At 70.9% G+C, this 13,716-nt stretch carries 11 protein-coding genes and 1 pseudogene; 3 read left to right on the plus strand and 9 right to left on the minus strand.

Annotated elements, in window-relative coordinates:
* Positions 1 to 39: 39 nt before the first annotated feature.
* The 5 genes from mnmG to D7W81_RS19470 form a co-directional block, all read right to left on the minus strand.
* Positions 40 to 1,881 (minus strand): tRNA uridine-5-carboxymethylaminomethyl(34) synthesis enzyme MnmG, encoded by a 1,842-nt coding sequence (gene mnmG, locus D7W81_RS19450; protein ID WP_120556886.1) that lies wholly within the window; start codon positions 1,879 to 1,881, stop codon positions 40 to 42.
* Positions 1,882 to 2,366: 485 nt separating this feature from the next.
* Complete coding sequence (locus D7W81_RS19455; protein ID WP_147445547.1) at positions 2,367 to 2,921, minus strand: hypothetical protein; 555 nt, start codon at positions 2,919 to 2,921, stop codon at positions 2,367 to 2,369.
* Positions 2,922 to 3,032: 111 nt separating this feature from the next.
* On the minus strand, positions 3,033 to 3,710 hold the full coding sequence (locus tag D7W81_RS19460) for a glutathione S-transferase family protein (RefSeq protein ID WP_120556888.1): 678 nt from the start codon (positions 3,708 to 3,710) through the stop codon (positions 3,033 to 3,035).
* Between the two features lie 38 nt (positions 3,711 to 3,748).
* Positions 3,749 to 4,210, minus strand: a complete 462-nt coding sequence (locus tag D7W81_RS19465) for a macro domain-containing protein (protein ID WP_120556889.1) — start codon at positions 4,208 to 4,210, stop codon at positions 3,749 to 3,751.
* A gap of 11 nt (positions 4,211 to 4,221) precedes the next feature.
* Positions 4,222 to 7,047, minus strand: a complete 2,826-nt coding sequence (locus tag D7W81_RS19470) for a M16 family metallopeptidase (protein WP_208721370.1) — start codon at positions 7,045 to 7,047, stop codon at positions 4,222 to 4,224.
* Between the two features lie 251 nt (positions 7,048 to 7,298).
* Between D7W81_RS19470 and D7W81_RS19475 the strand changes: the two genes are divergently transcribed.
* Positions 7,299 to 7,751, plus strand: a complete 453-nt coding sequence (locus D7W81_RS19475; protein WP_147445548.1) for a hypothetical protein — start codon at positions 7,299 to 7,301, stop codon at positions 7,749 to 7,751.
* Between the two features lie 21 nt (positions 7,752 to 7,772).
* On the opposite strand, the gene D7W81_RS19480 is transcribed toward D7W81_RS19475, so the two are convergent.
* Positions 7,773 to 8,759 carry an aldo/keto reductase gene (locus tag D7W81_RS19480; RefSeq protein ID WP_120556892.1) on the minus strand — a complete coding sequence of 329 codons (987 nt, stop codon included), beginning with the start codon at positions 8,757 to 8,759 and terminating at the stop codon, positions 7,773 to 7,775.
* A gap of 237 nt (positions 8,760 to 8,996) precedes the next feature.
* Here D7W81_RS19480 and sppA point away from each other — a divergent pair, with 237 nt between their 5' ends.
* Entirely contained in the window at positions 8,997 to 10,793 is a 1,797-nt protein-coding gene (gene sppA / locus D7W81_RS19485) for a signal peptide peptidase SppA (protein ID WP_120556893.1), read from the plus strand.
* A 6-nt stretch (positions 10,794 to 10,799) separates the two neighbouring features.
* On the opposite strand, the gene D7W81_RS19490 is transcribed toward sppA, so the two are convergent.
* Positions 10,800 to 11,309: a cysteine dioxygenase gene (locus D7W81_RS19490; RefSeq protein ID WP_244227298.1), complete on the minus strand. Its 510-nt coding sequence runs from the start codon at positions 11,307 to 11,309 to the stop codon at positions 10,800 to 10,802.
* A gap of 374 nt (positions 11,310 to 11,683) precedes the next feature.
* Between D7W81_RS19490 and D7W81_RS19495 the strand changes: the two genes are divergently transcribed.
* Positions 11,684 to 12,709: a GspE/PulE/PilB domain-containing protein gene (locus tag D7W81_RS19495; RefSeq protein WP_120556895.1), complete on the plus strand. Its 1,026-nt coding sequence runs from the start codon at positions 11,684 to 11,686 to the stop codon at positions 12,707 to 12,709.
* 6 nt (positions 12,710 to 12,715) lie between these two features.
* On the opposite strand, the gene D7W81_RS19500 is transcribed toward D7W81_RS19495, so the two are convergent.
* Positions 12,716 to 13,324 (minus strand): Uma2 family endonuclease, encoded by a 609-nt coding sequence (locus tag D7W81_RS19500; protein ID WP_120556896.1) that lies wholly within the window; start codon positions 13,322 to 13,324, stop codon positions 12,716 to 12,718.
* 76 nt (positions 13,325 to 13,400) lie between these two features.
* Positions 13,401 to 13,716: pseudogene (locus D7W81_RS19505) on the minus strand (tRNA uridine-5-carboxymethylaminomethyl(34) synthesis GTPase MnmE); the annotation flags it as partial.

The following is a 13,716-nucleotide window of genomic DNA, read 5'->3' on the forward strand; positions in this document are numbered from 1 at the left end:
ATCACTCAGGAGAAATCCATCCCCAGAATTGTCCACACGTTATCCACAGCCCTGTTCCTGATCACTTGACGTCCCCTGCCCCCGCTTGAGCGCGACCAGGAGCAGCGACACCGCGGCGGGCGTCAGGCCCGGAATCCGCCGCGCCTGCCCCACCGTCCCGGGCCGGTGCGCGGACAGCTTCTCCACCGCCTCCGTACCCAGACCGCGCACGTCCGTGAAGCGGAACGTGTCCGGGATGCGCCAGCGGTCGAACGCCTCCGCCTCGCGCGCCGCGGCCCGTGCGGCCTGGGCGATGTAGCCCTCGTACTTCACCTCGACCTCCACCTCCTCGGTGACGTCGGGGGTGAGGGCCGGGAAGTCCTCGCGCTCCTGGGAGAGCTGCGCGTACGTCACCTCCGGGCGCTTGAGCCGCGGGGCCAGGCCGGTGCGCTTGAGCCGCGCCACCTCCTCCGTCACCGCGTGGGCCCGGGCTTCCGCGCGCTCCAGGGCCTCCTTCGGCAACAGCCCCACGCGATGTCCGTGGCGCGCGAGCCGCAGGTCCGCGTTGCCCTCGCGCAGGCGGAGCCGGTGCTCGGAGCGGCTGGTGAACATGCGGAACGGTTCATCCACGCCCTTGGTGACCAGGTCGTCCACCAGCACCGCGCCGTGCGCCTCATCGCGGCCCACGGCGAGCGCCGGTTCGCCCTTCACTTGAAGCGCCGCCTGGATGCCGGCCCACAGGCCCTGGAAGGCGGCCTCCTCGTAGCCGGAGGTGCCGTTGAGCTGGCCCGCGAAGTACAGGCCCGCGACGGCCTTCGTCTCCAGCGTGGGGTGCAGCTGCGTGGGCGGCGCGTAGTCGTACTCCACCGCGTAGCCGTAGCGGATCACCTCCACGCGCGACAGGCCGGGGATGGTGCGCAGGAAGGCCAGCTGCACGTCCGCGGGCATGCTGGTGGACAGGCCCGCCGGATACACGAGCGGCGACGTGGGCCCTTCCGGTTCCAGGAACACCTGGTGCCGTTCACGAGCGGCGAAGCGCACCACCTTGTCCTCCAGCGACGGGCAGTACCGCGGCCCCCGCCCCACGATGTCCCCCTGGAACAGCGGCGAGCGGTGCAGGTTGTCGCGCAGCAGCTGGTGCGTCGCCTGCGTGGTCGCGGTGAGGCCACACATCACGGCGGGCCGGCGTGGGAACGGAAGGCCCTCTTCCACCTGCGTGCGCCAGGAGAACGGCCGCACCCCGGTGTCCCCCGGCTGCGGTGTGACGGCATCCCAGTCGATGCTGTCGCGGGACAGGCGCGCGGGCGTGCCCGTCTTGAAGCGGCCCAGCGTGAAGCCCAGCGCGTGCAGCGACTCCGACAGGCCGCGCGCGGCTTCGTCTCCCAGCCGGCCACCGACCTCCTTCTGCTCGCCCACGTGCATGAGCGCGCGCAGGAAGGTGCCGGTGGTGAGGAGCACCGCGCGGGCCACCACCTGGGTGCCGTCCCCCAGCACGACACCCTTCACCCGGCCCCCTTCCGCGACGACGGCGGCGACTTCGCCCTCGAGCACGGTGAGGTTGGGTTGGGTGAAGAGGACGGCCTGCATGCCGGCGGCATAGGCGTCGCGGTCGCAGAGGACGCGAGTGGCCTGCACGGCGGGGCCCTTGGAGGGATTGAGCGTCTTGACGTGCGTGCCCGCCAGGTCCGCCGCGCGTCCCATCTGTCCGCCCAGCGCGTCCAATTCACGCACCAGGTGGCCCTTGGCGGTGCCACCCACGGCGGGGTTGCAACTCATCACGGCGGCGCGCTCGCGCTTGAGCGTCACGCCCAGGGTGGACAGCCCCATGCGCGCGCACGCGAGCGCCGCCTCGCAGCCCGCGTGGCCCAGTCCCACCACGACGATGTCGTATCGGAGTTCCATCGCGTCCCGGGGGGTATCACGCCGGGACGCGTCCATGGCAAGCCGGGGCAGGGGACACCGTCACCCGGCTGGCTCCCCGCCTGCCCGGGCCGTGCGCGCCAAACCCAGACATGACCTGCCAGAGTTCGGGAGCACGCGAGGCGGACAGTGGGAGGGGTAACAACTACGCCGCCCGCCTCGCGCGCACCGGTCATCGTGGATCCGTCGGGGGCGCGCCTGACACACCGGTGGCGTCTCTGGCCCGTCGACGGCGATGGCATCCATGGGACCTGCCTGCACGAGTCCCCCGGACCTCGTGCCTTCACATGGCGTCGCACACACGGGGGCCAGAGGCTGCCCATGCGGTGAGGGCGCATGGGGGGCTCTCGGACTCGAACCAGCGAGGCCGGCGGACCGCCCGTGTGCGCGACGGGGAAGGGTATAGCGGGGGGGTCTGACATTCCGGGTTCCGGGCCCTGAATCCGGGGCCCGGAAGCCGCACGGCGTCAGCGGGTGGGGAGGGGGTTCGCCTTGGGGCAGTGCACGTTCTCCGGGCAGCGCCCGTCGGACTTCGGGATGCACGCGCCGCAGCACTCCATCTCGTCCGGTTGGCACGCCGGCACGCACGCACCGCACTGCAACACGCCGCCGCAGCCGTCGTCCGCGGTGCCGCACTTCAGCCCCAGCGTGGCGCACGTCGCGCGCTGGCAGACGCAGCGGTTGTCCACGCAGGACTCGTTGGGTTTGCACCCGGGGGTGCAGGTGCTGATGGGACCCGTAGGGTCCTTCTTCGGCTCGGCGGGCACGGGCGGCGCCACGCAGCGGCCTTCCTTGCACGTGCCGGCCTGACAGTCGCCGCAGTCAATGAAGCCCCCGCACCCATCCGGCGTCCGGCCACAGGCCACCATCGCCTGCGAGCACGTGGCCGGCGCGCAGCCATCCGGCGCCACGTTGTCCCGCGACGCGCGCACGGTGCCGCCACCGCTCGGCGCGCACGCGCCCCACAGTCCCAATGCCAGACACAGTCCGGCCCACCGGCCCAGGCTCCGCACCGCTCTCATGTCATCCACTCCCCGGGCTCCCGGAAGGGGGCCTCGAACGGCCCCATCATGCGCACGCCCGGGGAGGATGTCCGGGTCCATGCGTGACGGGGCAGGGGAGGGGAGGGCGCTTCAGCGCTGGATGAGGGCGCGAGCCCCCTCGATGCGCTCCGCGGCGGTCCGCGCGTCCTCCTGCTTGCGAGGCGTGGGCACATCCAGCCCGCGCTGCACCGCGGGCCGGTTCTCGATGGCGGCCAGCCACCGCTGCACGCCGGGCAGACCGTCCAGGGACACACCGGCCCAGTCGTGTGAGCGCACCCACGCCCAGTTCGCGATGTCCGCGATGCTGTAGTCCCCGGCCAGGTACTCGTGGTCCTTCAGCCGGCTCTCCAGCACCGTGTAGAGGCGGCGCGTCTCGTTCTGGTACCGGTCGATGGCGGGCTGGAGCTTCTCCGGGAAGTAGCGGAAGAAGACGTTGGCCTGCCCCTGCATGGGGCCCACGCCGGCCATCTGGAACATCAGCCACTGGGTGACGAGGGAGCGGCCCTTCGCGTCCGTGGGCATCAGCCGGCCCGTCTTCTCCGCCAGGTAGAGGAGGATGGCGCCGGACTCGAAGACGGCGAAGTCCCCCTCCGCGCGGTCCACGATGGCGGGGATGCGGCCGTTGGGGTTGATGGCCAGGAACGCGGGCTCCTTCTGCACGCCGGTGGAGATGTCCAGCGCGTGCACGGTGTACGGCAGCCCCAGCTCCTCCAGCGCCACGGACACCTTGAAGCCGTTCGGCGTGCCCCACGTATACAGGTCGATCATGTCACCCTCGCTTCGCGTGTGAAGAGATGCGCTCCCGTCTAACGGCGGAAGCGCACCACGCGCACGTCGAAAGCGGGGGCGTCCCCCAGGGCCTCGCGCATCAGCTCCAGCGCGCGGTCCTCGTTGAAGCTCCCGGAGCCCGCGCCGATGAGGGGAAACGCCACGGAGCGGAAGCCGTGCTCCGCGGCCCGCTCCAGCGCGTGGCGCACCGAGTCCTGGATGGACCGCGCGGACGCACGCCAGAGCATGTTGATGCCCGCGACGTGGATGATGCCCTTGAACGGAAGGCGCCCCGGGCCGGTCACCACCGCCGAGCCCAGGGGCATGGGCCCCACGCGCGCCAGCTCCCGGAACGGGGCCGTGCCACCCCGTCGCTTGATGGCCCCGGACACCCCCTGGGGGATGAGCAGCCACCAGGGGATGATGTTCCGGTTCCACGCGTTGACGATGGCGTCCACCGGCTGGTCCAGCAGGTCGCCTTCCACCAGTTGCACGGGCATGGCCGCGGACTCTATTTGGCCGGTCCCGGAGCAGGAACCGGCGCCTGCTGCTTCTTGGTGGCGCCCGCGAAGTCACCCGCGCGCACCAGGATGGCCTTGCTGAAGTCCAGGTGGTTGGACAGGGCCTTGCGCACGTCCTCGGCGGTGAGCTTCTGGAGCTTCGCCTCCAGGGCCGCGTCGAACGCCAGCGTGCGCCCCAGATACAGGCCGTCCGCCAGCTGCTGCGCCAGGTTCCCGTCCTGCGCGCGGCTGGACTGGCGGTACTCCAGGAGACCCGCGCGCGCCTTGTCCAGCTCCTGCGGCGTGAAGCCCTTCTGCACGGCGCGGGTGACCTCCTCGCGCATGGCGGCCTCCAGCTTCTGGGCGTTCTGCGGGGCGTAGATGGCGTAGGTGATGAACCAGCCCACCGTGTCCAGCTCCTGGGCGGACAGGCTGCTGCCCACGCCATAGGACAGGCCGTCCTGCTGGCGCACGCGCGTGGCCAGCCGCGAGTTGAGGAAGCCGCCGCCCAGCATGAAGTTGCCCATCATCATGCCGGGCCAGTCCGCGTGGTCGTCGCGCACCTGGAGCAGCTGTCCGCCGAGGAAGTACGCGTTGGCCTTGTCCGGCAGCTCCAGCACCACGGACTTCGCGGCCACGGGCTGGAACGTGCGGGGCACGCGAGCGTAGGGCGCGGGGCTCTTCCAGCCGTCGAGCAGCGTGCCCGTGAGCGCGGTGATCTCCTTCGCGTCGAAGTCACCCACCACCGCGAGCTCCCCGCGCGAGGCGCCGTAGAACTGGCGGTGGAAGTCGCGCGCCTGCTCCAGGGTGACGGCCTTCGCGTCGGCCAGGCGTTCCTCCAGGGTGGGCACGTAGTACGGGTGGCCCTTGGGGTACTGCGCGCTGAGCACGCGCCAGAACGCGATGCTGGCCTGGGGCTGGGGCTCGCTGCGCTGGGACTCCAGCGAGGCCAGCCGCTCCTGCTTGACGAGCGCGAACTCCTTCGCGTCGAAGGCGGGCTCGCGCAGCACCTCGGCGACGAGCTTGAGGACCTCCGGGAGGCTCGCGCGAGGGCACTCGATGGAGACGCTGGCGCCCAGCGCGCCCCCGTCCACGCCCACGCGGGCCTTGAGCTTGTCGAACGCGTCGTAGAGCTGCTGGCGGGTGTGCTTCTTCGTGCCGCGCATCAGCATGCTGCCGGCGTAGGACGCGGCGGGCAGCTTGCCGCTCACGGCCTCCGCGGTGCCCCAGTGCAGGTCCAGCGTGAGGTTGACCATCTCCCCGCGCGTCTTCTTGGGCAGCAGCGCGTACTTCACGCCGGAGGCCAGCTCCCCGCGCTGCACGCGCGACTCGATGTTGGCGGGGGAGGGGTCGAAGGCCTCGCCCTGGGCCACGGCGGCCTTGCCCTGGTAGCCCTCCACCATCTTCGCCACGTCCACCGGATCCGGCAGCTCCGAGCGGTCCGGCTTGGGCGTGGGCAGGAACGTGCCCAGCGTGCGGTTGGAGGCCTTGAGGTACGTGGCGGCCACGCGGGTGACGTCCGCGGGGGTGACGGACTCGATGCGGTCGCGGTGCAGGAAGAGCAGGCGCCAGTCACCCACGGCGGCCCACTCGGACAGGAGGATGGCGGCGCGCTCGGAGTTGTTGAGCAAGAGCTCCGTCTGCTTCGCGAGGCTCGTCTTCGCGCGGTTCACCTCTTCGTCGGTGAAGGGCGTCTTGGCGGCCTCCTCCACGGTCTTGATCAGACCCTCACGCACGGCGGGCAGGGGCTGATCCTGCCGGGCCTCCGCGCTGAAGCCGATGACGCCCGGGTCGCGCAGCTGGAAGTTGAACGCGCCCGCGCGCGAGGCCTTCTTCGTCTCCACGAGCGCCTTGTAGAGGCGGCCGGACGGCACGTCGCCCAGCACCTCGGTGAGCACGTCGATGGCGGCGAAGTCGGGGTGGGCGCCTTCCGGCACGTGGTAGACGCTGGAGAGCAGCTGGTTGTCGCCCACGCGGCGCAGCGTCACTTCCCGCTCACCATCCTGGGTGGGCTCCTGGGTGTACGTGAGGGGCACGGGATCCGCGGGCTTCTGGAGCTTGCCGAAGGTGGACTGCACGAGCGCCAGGGCCTTCTCCGGCTGGAAGCGGCCGGCGATGACGAGCGTCGCGTTGTCGGGCCGGTAGTAGCGCCGGTAGAAGGCCTGGAGCCGGTCGATGGGCACGTGCTCCAGGTCCGCCTTGGCGCCGATGGTGGCCTTGCCGTAGTTGTGCCAGAGGTACGCGGCGCTCATGGTGCGCTTGAAGAGGATGCCGCGCGGGTCGTTCTCGCCGGACTCGAACTCGTTGCGCACGACGGTCATCTCGCTGTCCAGGTCCTTGCGCGCGATGAAGCTGTGGACCATGCGGTCCGCCTCGAAGGCCAGGGCCCAGGACAGGCTGTCGTCCGACGCGGGCAGGGTCTCGTAGTAGTTCGTGCGGTCCAGCCAGGTGGTGCCGTTGGGGCGCGCGCCGCGCTCGGTGAGGGCCTGGGGCACGTTGGGGGTGGTGGGCGTGCCCTTGAACATCAGGTGTTCGAGCAGGTGCGCCATGCCCGTCTCGCCGTAGCCCTCGTGCTTGCTGCCCACCAGGTAGGTGACGTTGACGGTGACGGTGGCCTTGGTGGGGTCCGGGAAGAGCAGGACGCGCAGGCCATTGGGCAGGCGGTATTCGGTGATGCCCTCCACGCTGGCGACAGGGGCCAGGGCGGCGGACTTCGCGGAGGTGCGCGCGGCCTGGGAGGCAGCGGGCTTCGGAAGGGGAGCCGGGGCCAGGGCCCACACGGGCGGAGCCGTCATGAGCAGGACGGCCAGCAGGGCGAGCGGGGTACGACGCGTCATGCGGTCCTCGAGGTGCGAAACAGTGGGCACGGGACTTCTAACCGCCCCACCGGGTCCGCCCATCCCGAGAAACCCAAGCCCTGCGGGCAGGCGTCCGCGGAGGAACACCCATGGACCGTCACGGGTCCTGTCCCGCGCTTCCAACCTCACAGGTTGTCAGCTATCCTGGCGCGGATCCGAACCGGAGGTCGAGTGGAATGCCATGTCAGGACAGGGTGGTAGGAGTGCGGCCCATCATCAGGAGGGACGGATTGGCGACGGCGACGGGCGGGGATGTGATGGTGCGGATGCTGCAGGAATTCCGGGAGCTGCAGGAGGAGTCGAAGGAGCAGTTCACGCGGACCGAGACGGCGCTGAGAACGGTCCACATGAAATGCCGGGTTCTCTTCCGGAAAGCCCAACGCATGGCGGATCGGGTTCATGTCCTCTCGGAACAGGTCAGCGCCTTCTCGCAACAGGTCAGCGCCTTCTCGCAACAGGTCAGCGCCTTCGATGAAGAAATGAATGAGTTCCGGGACAACATGGGTGAACTCACCACGCACGTCTCGACCCTGACGCAGGAAGTGTACGGGATCAAAACCGCGCAGACGCGGATGTTCGGCCAGATGGGCCGCATGGTGCATCACCTCGCGGATGCCCAGTCCTCTGACCGCAAGCGCATCGACGTGCTGGAAGAGCGCATGGACGACCCAGGGGAGAACTGAGCCCTCCACGCGCCGCCCGGCTCAGGCGTAGATGCCTCCGGGCGCCATCGCGGAGCCTGACCCCAGCGCCTCCTCCACCTCGCGGACCTCCTCGGACGTGAGCCGGAAGTCCCCCGCCTGGATGAAGCCATCCACCTGCTTCCCACTGCGCGCCCCCACGATGGCGGCGGTGACGGACGGCTCCCGCAGCGTCCAGGCCAGCGCCACCTCCGCCGGAGAACGCCCATGCCGCGCGCCCACTTCGCGCAGGCGCTCCACCAGCATCAGGTGATGCGACAGCTTCGGCTCCTGGAAGTCCTCGCTGCGGCGGCGCCAGTCATCGTCTGGCATCGCCTGGATGCGCTCGCGTGTCATCGCTCCGGTCAGCAGGCCGGAGGCCATGGGTGAATACACAATCACCCCAATGCCCTGCCGCTGGCAGTAGGGCAGCACGTCGTCGTCGATGTCCCGGCGGATGAGCGAGTACGGCGGCTGCAACGACGTCACCGGCGCAATGCGCCGCACCCGCTCCAGCTGCGTGACATTGAAGTTGGAAACGCCCAGCCAGCGCACCTTGCCCTGCCGTTGCAGCTCCGCCAGCGCCGTCCAACCCTCTTCCAGCTCCGCCCCGGCCTCCACCGGCCAGTGCACCTGATACAAATCAATGGCATCCACCTTCAGCCGGCGCAGCGACGCTTCACATTCCTCGCGCACCGAGTCCGCCTTGAGCCGCCGGCTGACACCACCCTGGGCATCCCAGACCATCCCGCACTTGGTGAAGACATACGGCCGTTCACCCCGGCCCTTCAGCGCCTTGGCCACCACCTCCTCGGAGTGGCCCAGCCCATACACCGCCGCCGTGTCAATCCAGTTGATGCCCGAGTCCAGCGCGCGCTGGATGGCTTCCATGGACTGCGCGTCGTCCTGCGCGCCCCACGCGAATGCCCAGCCGCCCCCGCCAATGGCCCACGCGCCGAACCCCAGCACGGAGAGGTCCATGTCGGAATTGCCCAACCGTCGCTTCTGCATTCCATGCCTCCCGGGGCCGGAAGGCCCCTGGCTCCCGGCTCCTGGAAGGACGGTGTGCACCGCGGCGGCCTCCGCGCGGGCCCGGGTGCCGGGCCGCCCCCCGGCCACCAGGACGGCCGGGCCCTGGCTGCCCGTCCGCCGCCCATCACTGAAGGTCATGCAAGCGTCGTCGGGCGCGCGCGTTGGTGGTAGGCCGCCCCAGTCCCTCAGGCACGTGGACACCAGGAGTCCTTCCGGATGAAACGCTTCTTCATTGGTGCGCTGGCCTTCATCGGGGCGCTGTCCATCCTCTTCGTGGTGGGTGTGGTGGGGTTGTTGATGCTCGCGGCGTCGAGCAAGCCGGGCGTGCCGTCCAACCTGGTGCTGGAGCTGGACCTCCAGCAGCCGCTGCCGGAGTACACGCTGGACACGTCCCTGGCGGGCGCCTTCGGCGAGGAGCCCACGACGCTGCGGGACGTGGTGGAGGGGCTGGAGAAGGCCCGCACGGACCCTCGGGTGAAGTCGCTGGTCGTCCGGGTGGGGCAGCCGGGCAGCGCGGCGCAGGTGCAGGAGCTGCGGGACGCGGTGAAGGCCTTCCGCGCGGCGGGCAAGCGGGCGGTGGCCTACGCGGACGGCTTCGGTGAAGCGGGCAACGGCACCGGCGCCTACTACCTGGCGAGCGCCTTCGACGCCGTCTACATCCAGCCCTCCGGCGACGTGGGGCTCACCGGCCTGGTGATGGAGACGCCCTTCGCGCGAGACGCCTTCGCGAAGTTCGGCGTGAAGCCGGAGTTCGGCAAGCGCGCCGAGTTCAAGAACGCCGTCAACACCTTCACCGACGAGTCCTACGGCGCCCATCAGCGCGAGGCCACGGAGGCCTACGGCGGCAGCCTCTTCAATCAGGTGGTGAAGGGCGTGGCGGAGGGCCGCAAGCTGTCCGAGGACGAGGTGCGCGCCCTCATCGACCGCGCGCCCTTCATGGGTCAGGCGGCCGTGGACGCGAAGCTGGTGGACGGGCTGCGCTACCGCGACGAGATCCACGACGAGCTCAAGAAGGAGGCCGGCGAGGGCGCGCAGTTCCTCTACGTGGAGAAGTACCTGGAGCGCGCGGGCCGCCCGCACCAGACGGGCAGCACCATCGCGCTCATCTACGGCGTGGGCGAGGTGCTTCGCGGCAAGAGCCAGTCCAACCCGCTCTCCGGCGGACAGGTGATGGGCGGCGACACGGTGGCGGCGGCCTTCCGCAAGGCGGTGGAGGACCCGTCCGTGAAGGCCATCCTCTTCCGCGTGGACAGCCCGGGCGGCAGCTACTCCGCCAGCGACACCATCCGCCGCGAGGTGCAGCGCGCGCGCGAGGCAGGCAAGCCCGTCATCGTCTCCATGGGGACGTACGCGGCCAGCGGCGGCTACTTCGTGGCCATGGCTGGGGATAAAATCGTCGCGCAGCCGGGCACGCTGACGGGGAGCATCGGCGTGTACAACGGCAAGTTCGTCACGTCCGAGCTGTGGGCGAAGCTGGGCGTGAACTTCGACACCATCGCCTTCGGGAAGAACGCCACCTTCGCCAGCTCCGACCAGGAGTTCACCCCGGAGCAGCGCGCGCAGCTGGAGTCCGAGCTGGACACCATCTACCTGGACTTCACCAGCCGCGCCGCCCAGGCGCGGAACATGCCGCTGGAGAAGCTCCAGGCCGTGGCGAAGGGGCGCGTGTGGACGGGCGAGGACGCGCTGGAGCGCGGGCTGGTGGACGCGCTCGGCGGGTACCCGAAGGCGCTGGAGCTGGCGAAGGAGGCCGCGAAGCTGGACAAGGACGCCCCGGTCCGCGTGGTCGTCTTCCCGCGCCCCCGGCCCACCGGGCAGGTGCTGTCGGAGCTGCTGGGCAAGCACGACGCGGACAACAGCGATGACGACGCCGCCGGAGGCCACGCCGCGGTGTCATCCCAGGTGCTGGAGCAGGTGCGGGCCGTGTACCGCGTGGGCGCGAAGCTGGGCCTCACGGGGCAGGGCGCGGAGGGGCGCATGCTGTACGCGCCCCTTCCCGAGGTGCGCTGGTAGCCCGCGTCAGACGTGCAGGGGGACGGAGACGCGGCCCTCGTTGGGCTGCACCGGCCGCCCGAAGATGCTGTGGTAGCGCAGGCTGTGCGACGCGCAGCGGTGACGGCGCGGATCGAACACGAGACAGCTGGCCACCGGGCCAGCGTAGACGTGCAGCGTGATGCCCGGGGCGTTGCCCGCGATGCTCACGCGGTGGATGGAGGCCCCTGGCTCGCGGAAGTCCACGTGCCCTGCGCCCATCGGCCCCACGCGCACCGGAGCCCCCAGCCGGGCCTGGCCGGGCGCCGTCCCACCCTCCAGCAGCGGGTAGTTCTCCAGGAGGAAATGGCCGCGCTGGATGCTGAACCAGCACTCCTGGCCGTCATGGTCGTGGATGGGCGAGGCCACGCCCGGCGACCAGCAGTTGACGATGATCTCCATGCCCTCGTCCCGGTGGACGAGGTTGCGCGTGTAGCGGCCCGGTAGGAAATGCAGGTAGGGCTTGAGGCTGGAGGGCTCCAGCTGGAGTCCCGCCATCTGCGCATCCACCCCCGCCAGACCCCCAGGAGCAGCACGCCGCGCGCGGAGCATCCGCACGAACTCTCTCAGGCACGCGTCAGCCATGCTTACAGGCTAGGAACGTCTCCGACATCCGGCCACCCTCGGGTCTTCCGGTGAACGTCCGCTTTGTCGTCCCCCCTTCAAGGATTGGAGCGGGGTTCGTTGAAGGACGGTGAAAGCCCAGGAAGAAGTGGCCGGGCGGCGCCTTCGGGGTCCGGGCAGGCAACCGGCCTTCCTTCAGCTCTTCCTACGGTTTGTCTGTAATTTTACACTCTCCTGGCGTACAGGGGAGGGCGTGGTGAGCAGGTCGTCCCGGCCGCGGCACGAGGGGGGCCGGAGGAGAGCGTGCGATGAAGAAGCGACTGGGGGACATCCTGCTCGCGCGGGGTGTGGTGGATTCGCTGCAGTTGCAGTCCGCGCTGGCGTACCAGCGCAAGTGGGGCGTGGCGCTGGGGCAGGTGGTGGTGGACCAGCGCTTCTGCACGGCGGAGGCGGTGCTGTCCGCGCTGGCGGTCCAGTCAGGCGTGGAGGCGGTGGACCTGGACGCCCAGCCGTTGGACGCGTCGCTCGCGAGGCTGATTCCGTACAAGGTGGCGGAGGCCCACCGGGTGGTGCCGCTGCGGCTGGAGGGGCAGGGTCCCCGCCGCGACACGGTGCTGGTGGTGGCCCTGGCCGCGCCCGCGAGCCTGGCGACGCTGGACGTGGTGAAGAGCGTGTCCGGCAAGTCGAGGGTGGTGCCCCTGCTGGCCACGGACGCGGCGCTGGGCCGGGCCATCGGGCGGCTGTATCGGGGTGAGCCGGCGACGCCGCAGCGCCGCCCCGGGATGGAGGGCTTCTCCCTGCCGGAGTGGGAGGAATCGCTGCCGCTGGTGGTGGGCACGTCCCTGGCGGAGCTGACGGACATGGCGGCGCCGGAGCCCGTGCGGGAGCCCGTGCGCAAGAGCGACAGCGCGGCACTGCCCATGCTGGCGCCCCTGGAGCCCACCTGGACCCCGATGCCGGCGGCGCCGGAGCCGCGCGTGACGGTGCGCGAGCAGGTGCTGGTGTACGGCTGGGGCGCGGACGCGGCGGCCGGCCTGGTGCAGGTGCTGGGCGGGGCGGGCTTCACGGTGAAGGTGGCGAGCACGGGCGACGTGTGCGCGGCGGGCGAGACGCAGGTGGTGGTGGCGCCGCTGCCCGCGATGGAGGTGCTGGCGCAGCGGCTGCGCGCGCAGGTGCTGGTGGCGGGCAAGGCGCCGGAGCGGGACCTGCCCCGCGCGCAGGCCGTGCATGCGCGGGGCTTCGTGGCGGCGCCGGTGGATCCGGATCTGCTGCTGCGCGCCGTGCGCCGGCTGTCGCGCGCCTCCGAGGAAGCGCGCCTCAAGCACGCGAGCTGAACGGCTTCAGGGCACCGCGACGAGCCGGGGCAGCTCCTCCGGCGCGTCGGGAAGCCACAGCGAGCCCAGCTCCAGGGGGACGGAAGGGAAGGGCTCGGCGCGCACCAGGGCGTCGTCCTCGTGGCTCGCGGTGAGGAGCCAGCCGCGCTTGATGCGCTGGTAGACCTCCAGCGTGCGCGCGACGGGGTCCACCAGCCAGACATGGGACACGCCAGCCCGCGAGTACAGGGGCAGCTTGCGGGCCCGGTCCAGCGCGGTGGTGGCGGGGGTGAGGACCTCGCAAATCCAGTCCGGCACCAGGGTGAAGAAGGCGGCACCGGGCTCCAGCGGGGCGGCCACGCGCTCACGGCGCCAGCCGGCCAGGTCAGGCACGAGGACGTCCTCGCCCAGGTGCAGCTCCGGCGCGCGCAGGAAGCACCAGCGGCCGTTGCCGCCGCGGCGCGGATCCAGCCGCTCTCCCAGCTCCACGCCCATCATGAAGGCCGCGCGCGCGGGCGCGACGGAGAGGCGGGGCGAGGCCACCAGCTCGCCATCGAGGATTTCCCCCACCCAGCCCGACGGCAGCGCCGAGAGCAGGGAGTGGGAGGTGGGGTGAAGCTGCTGAAGTGCCGTCATGAATCCTCGGGGAACGCCGGTGAACGCGAGGCATTCTAGGGAGGGGTCTGACATGCGGACCGCCGCCCGCCGGGCACTACTTCCCGATGCAGAAACGCTGGAAAAGGGTGTCCAGAAGGGCATCGGACACGCTCGTTCCGGACACTTCCCCCAAGGCTTCCAACGCGAGTCCGACCTCACCGGAGAGGACCTCCAGGGTGGACATGCGGGAGGCCTCTTCCGCGCGGCCCAGCGCCTCGGCGGTGCGACGCAGGGCGTCCGCGTGCCGCTCGGAGACGAGGGCTACCGCGGAGGGCGTGCCACCGCCCCACAACCGCGTGAGCACGGAGGTCCGGAGCGCTTCCACGCCCTCGCCCGTGAGGCCGCTGACGCGCGGCGGGGCAGGGGAGGGG

Source organism: Corallococcus aberystwythensis (assembly GCF_003612165.1).
GTDB classification, from domain to species: domain Bacteria; phylum Myxococcota; class Myxococcia; order Myxococcales; family Myxococcaceae; genus Corallococcus; species Corallococcus aberystwythensis.

What these genes read in the sequence shown, in the direction of transcription:
- mnmG (WP_120556886.1), bottom strand. Translation starts at nt 1,881, where the DNA reads ATGGAACTCCGATACGACATCGTCGTGGTGGGACTGGGCCACGCGGGC.
- D7W81_RS19455 (WP_147445547.1), bottom strand. Translation starts at nt 2,921, where the DNA reads ATGAGAGCGGTGCGGAGCCTGGGCCGGTGGGCCGGACTGTGTCTGGCA.
- D7W81_RS19460 (WP_120556888.1), bottom strand. Translation starts at nt 3,710, where the DNA reads ATGATCGACCTGTATACGTGGGGCACGCCGAACGGCTTCAAGGTGTCC.
- D7W81_RS19465 (WP_120556889.1), bottom strand. Translation starts at nt 4,210, where the DNA reads ATGCCCGTGCAACTGGTGGAAGGCGACCTGCTGGACCAGCCGGTGGAC.
- D7W81_RS19470 (WP_208721370.1), bottom strand. Translation starts at nt 7,047, where the DNA reads ATGACGCGTCGTACCCCGCTCGCCCTGCTGGCCGTCCTGCTCATGACG.
- D7W81_RS19480 (WP_120556892.1), bottom strand. Translation starts at nt 8,759, where the DNA reads ATGCAGAAGCGACGGTTGGGCAATTCCGACATGGACCTCTCCGTGCTG.
- sppA (WP_120556893.1), top strand. Translation starts at nt 8,997, where the DNA reads ATGAAACGCTTCTTCATTGGTGCGCTGGCCTTCATCGGGGCGCTGTCC.
- D7W81_RS19490 (WP_244227298.1), bottom strand. Translation starts at nt 11,309, where the DNA reads ATGGCGGGACTCCAGCTGGAGCCCTCCAGCCTCAAGCCCTACCTGCAT.
- D7W81_RS19495 (WP_120556895.1), top strand. Translation starts at nt 11,684, where the DNA reads ATGAAGAAGCGACTGGGGGACATCCTGCTCGCGCGGGGTGTGGTGGAT.
- D7W81_RS19500 (WP_120556896.1), bottom strand. Translation starts at nt 13,324, where the DNA reads ATGACGGCACTTCAGCAGCTTCACCCCACCTCCCACTCCCTGCTCTCG.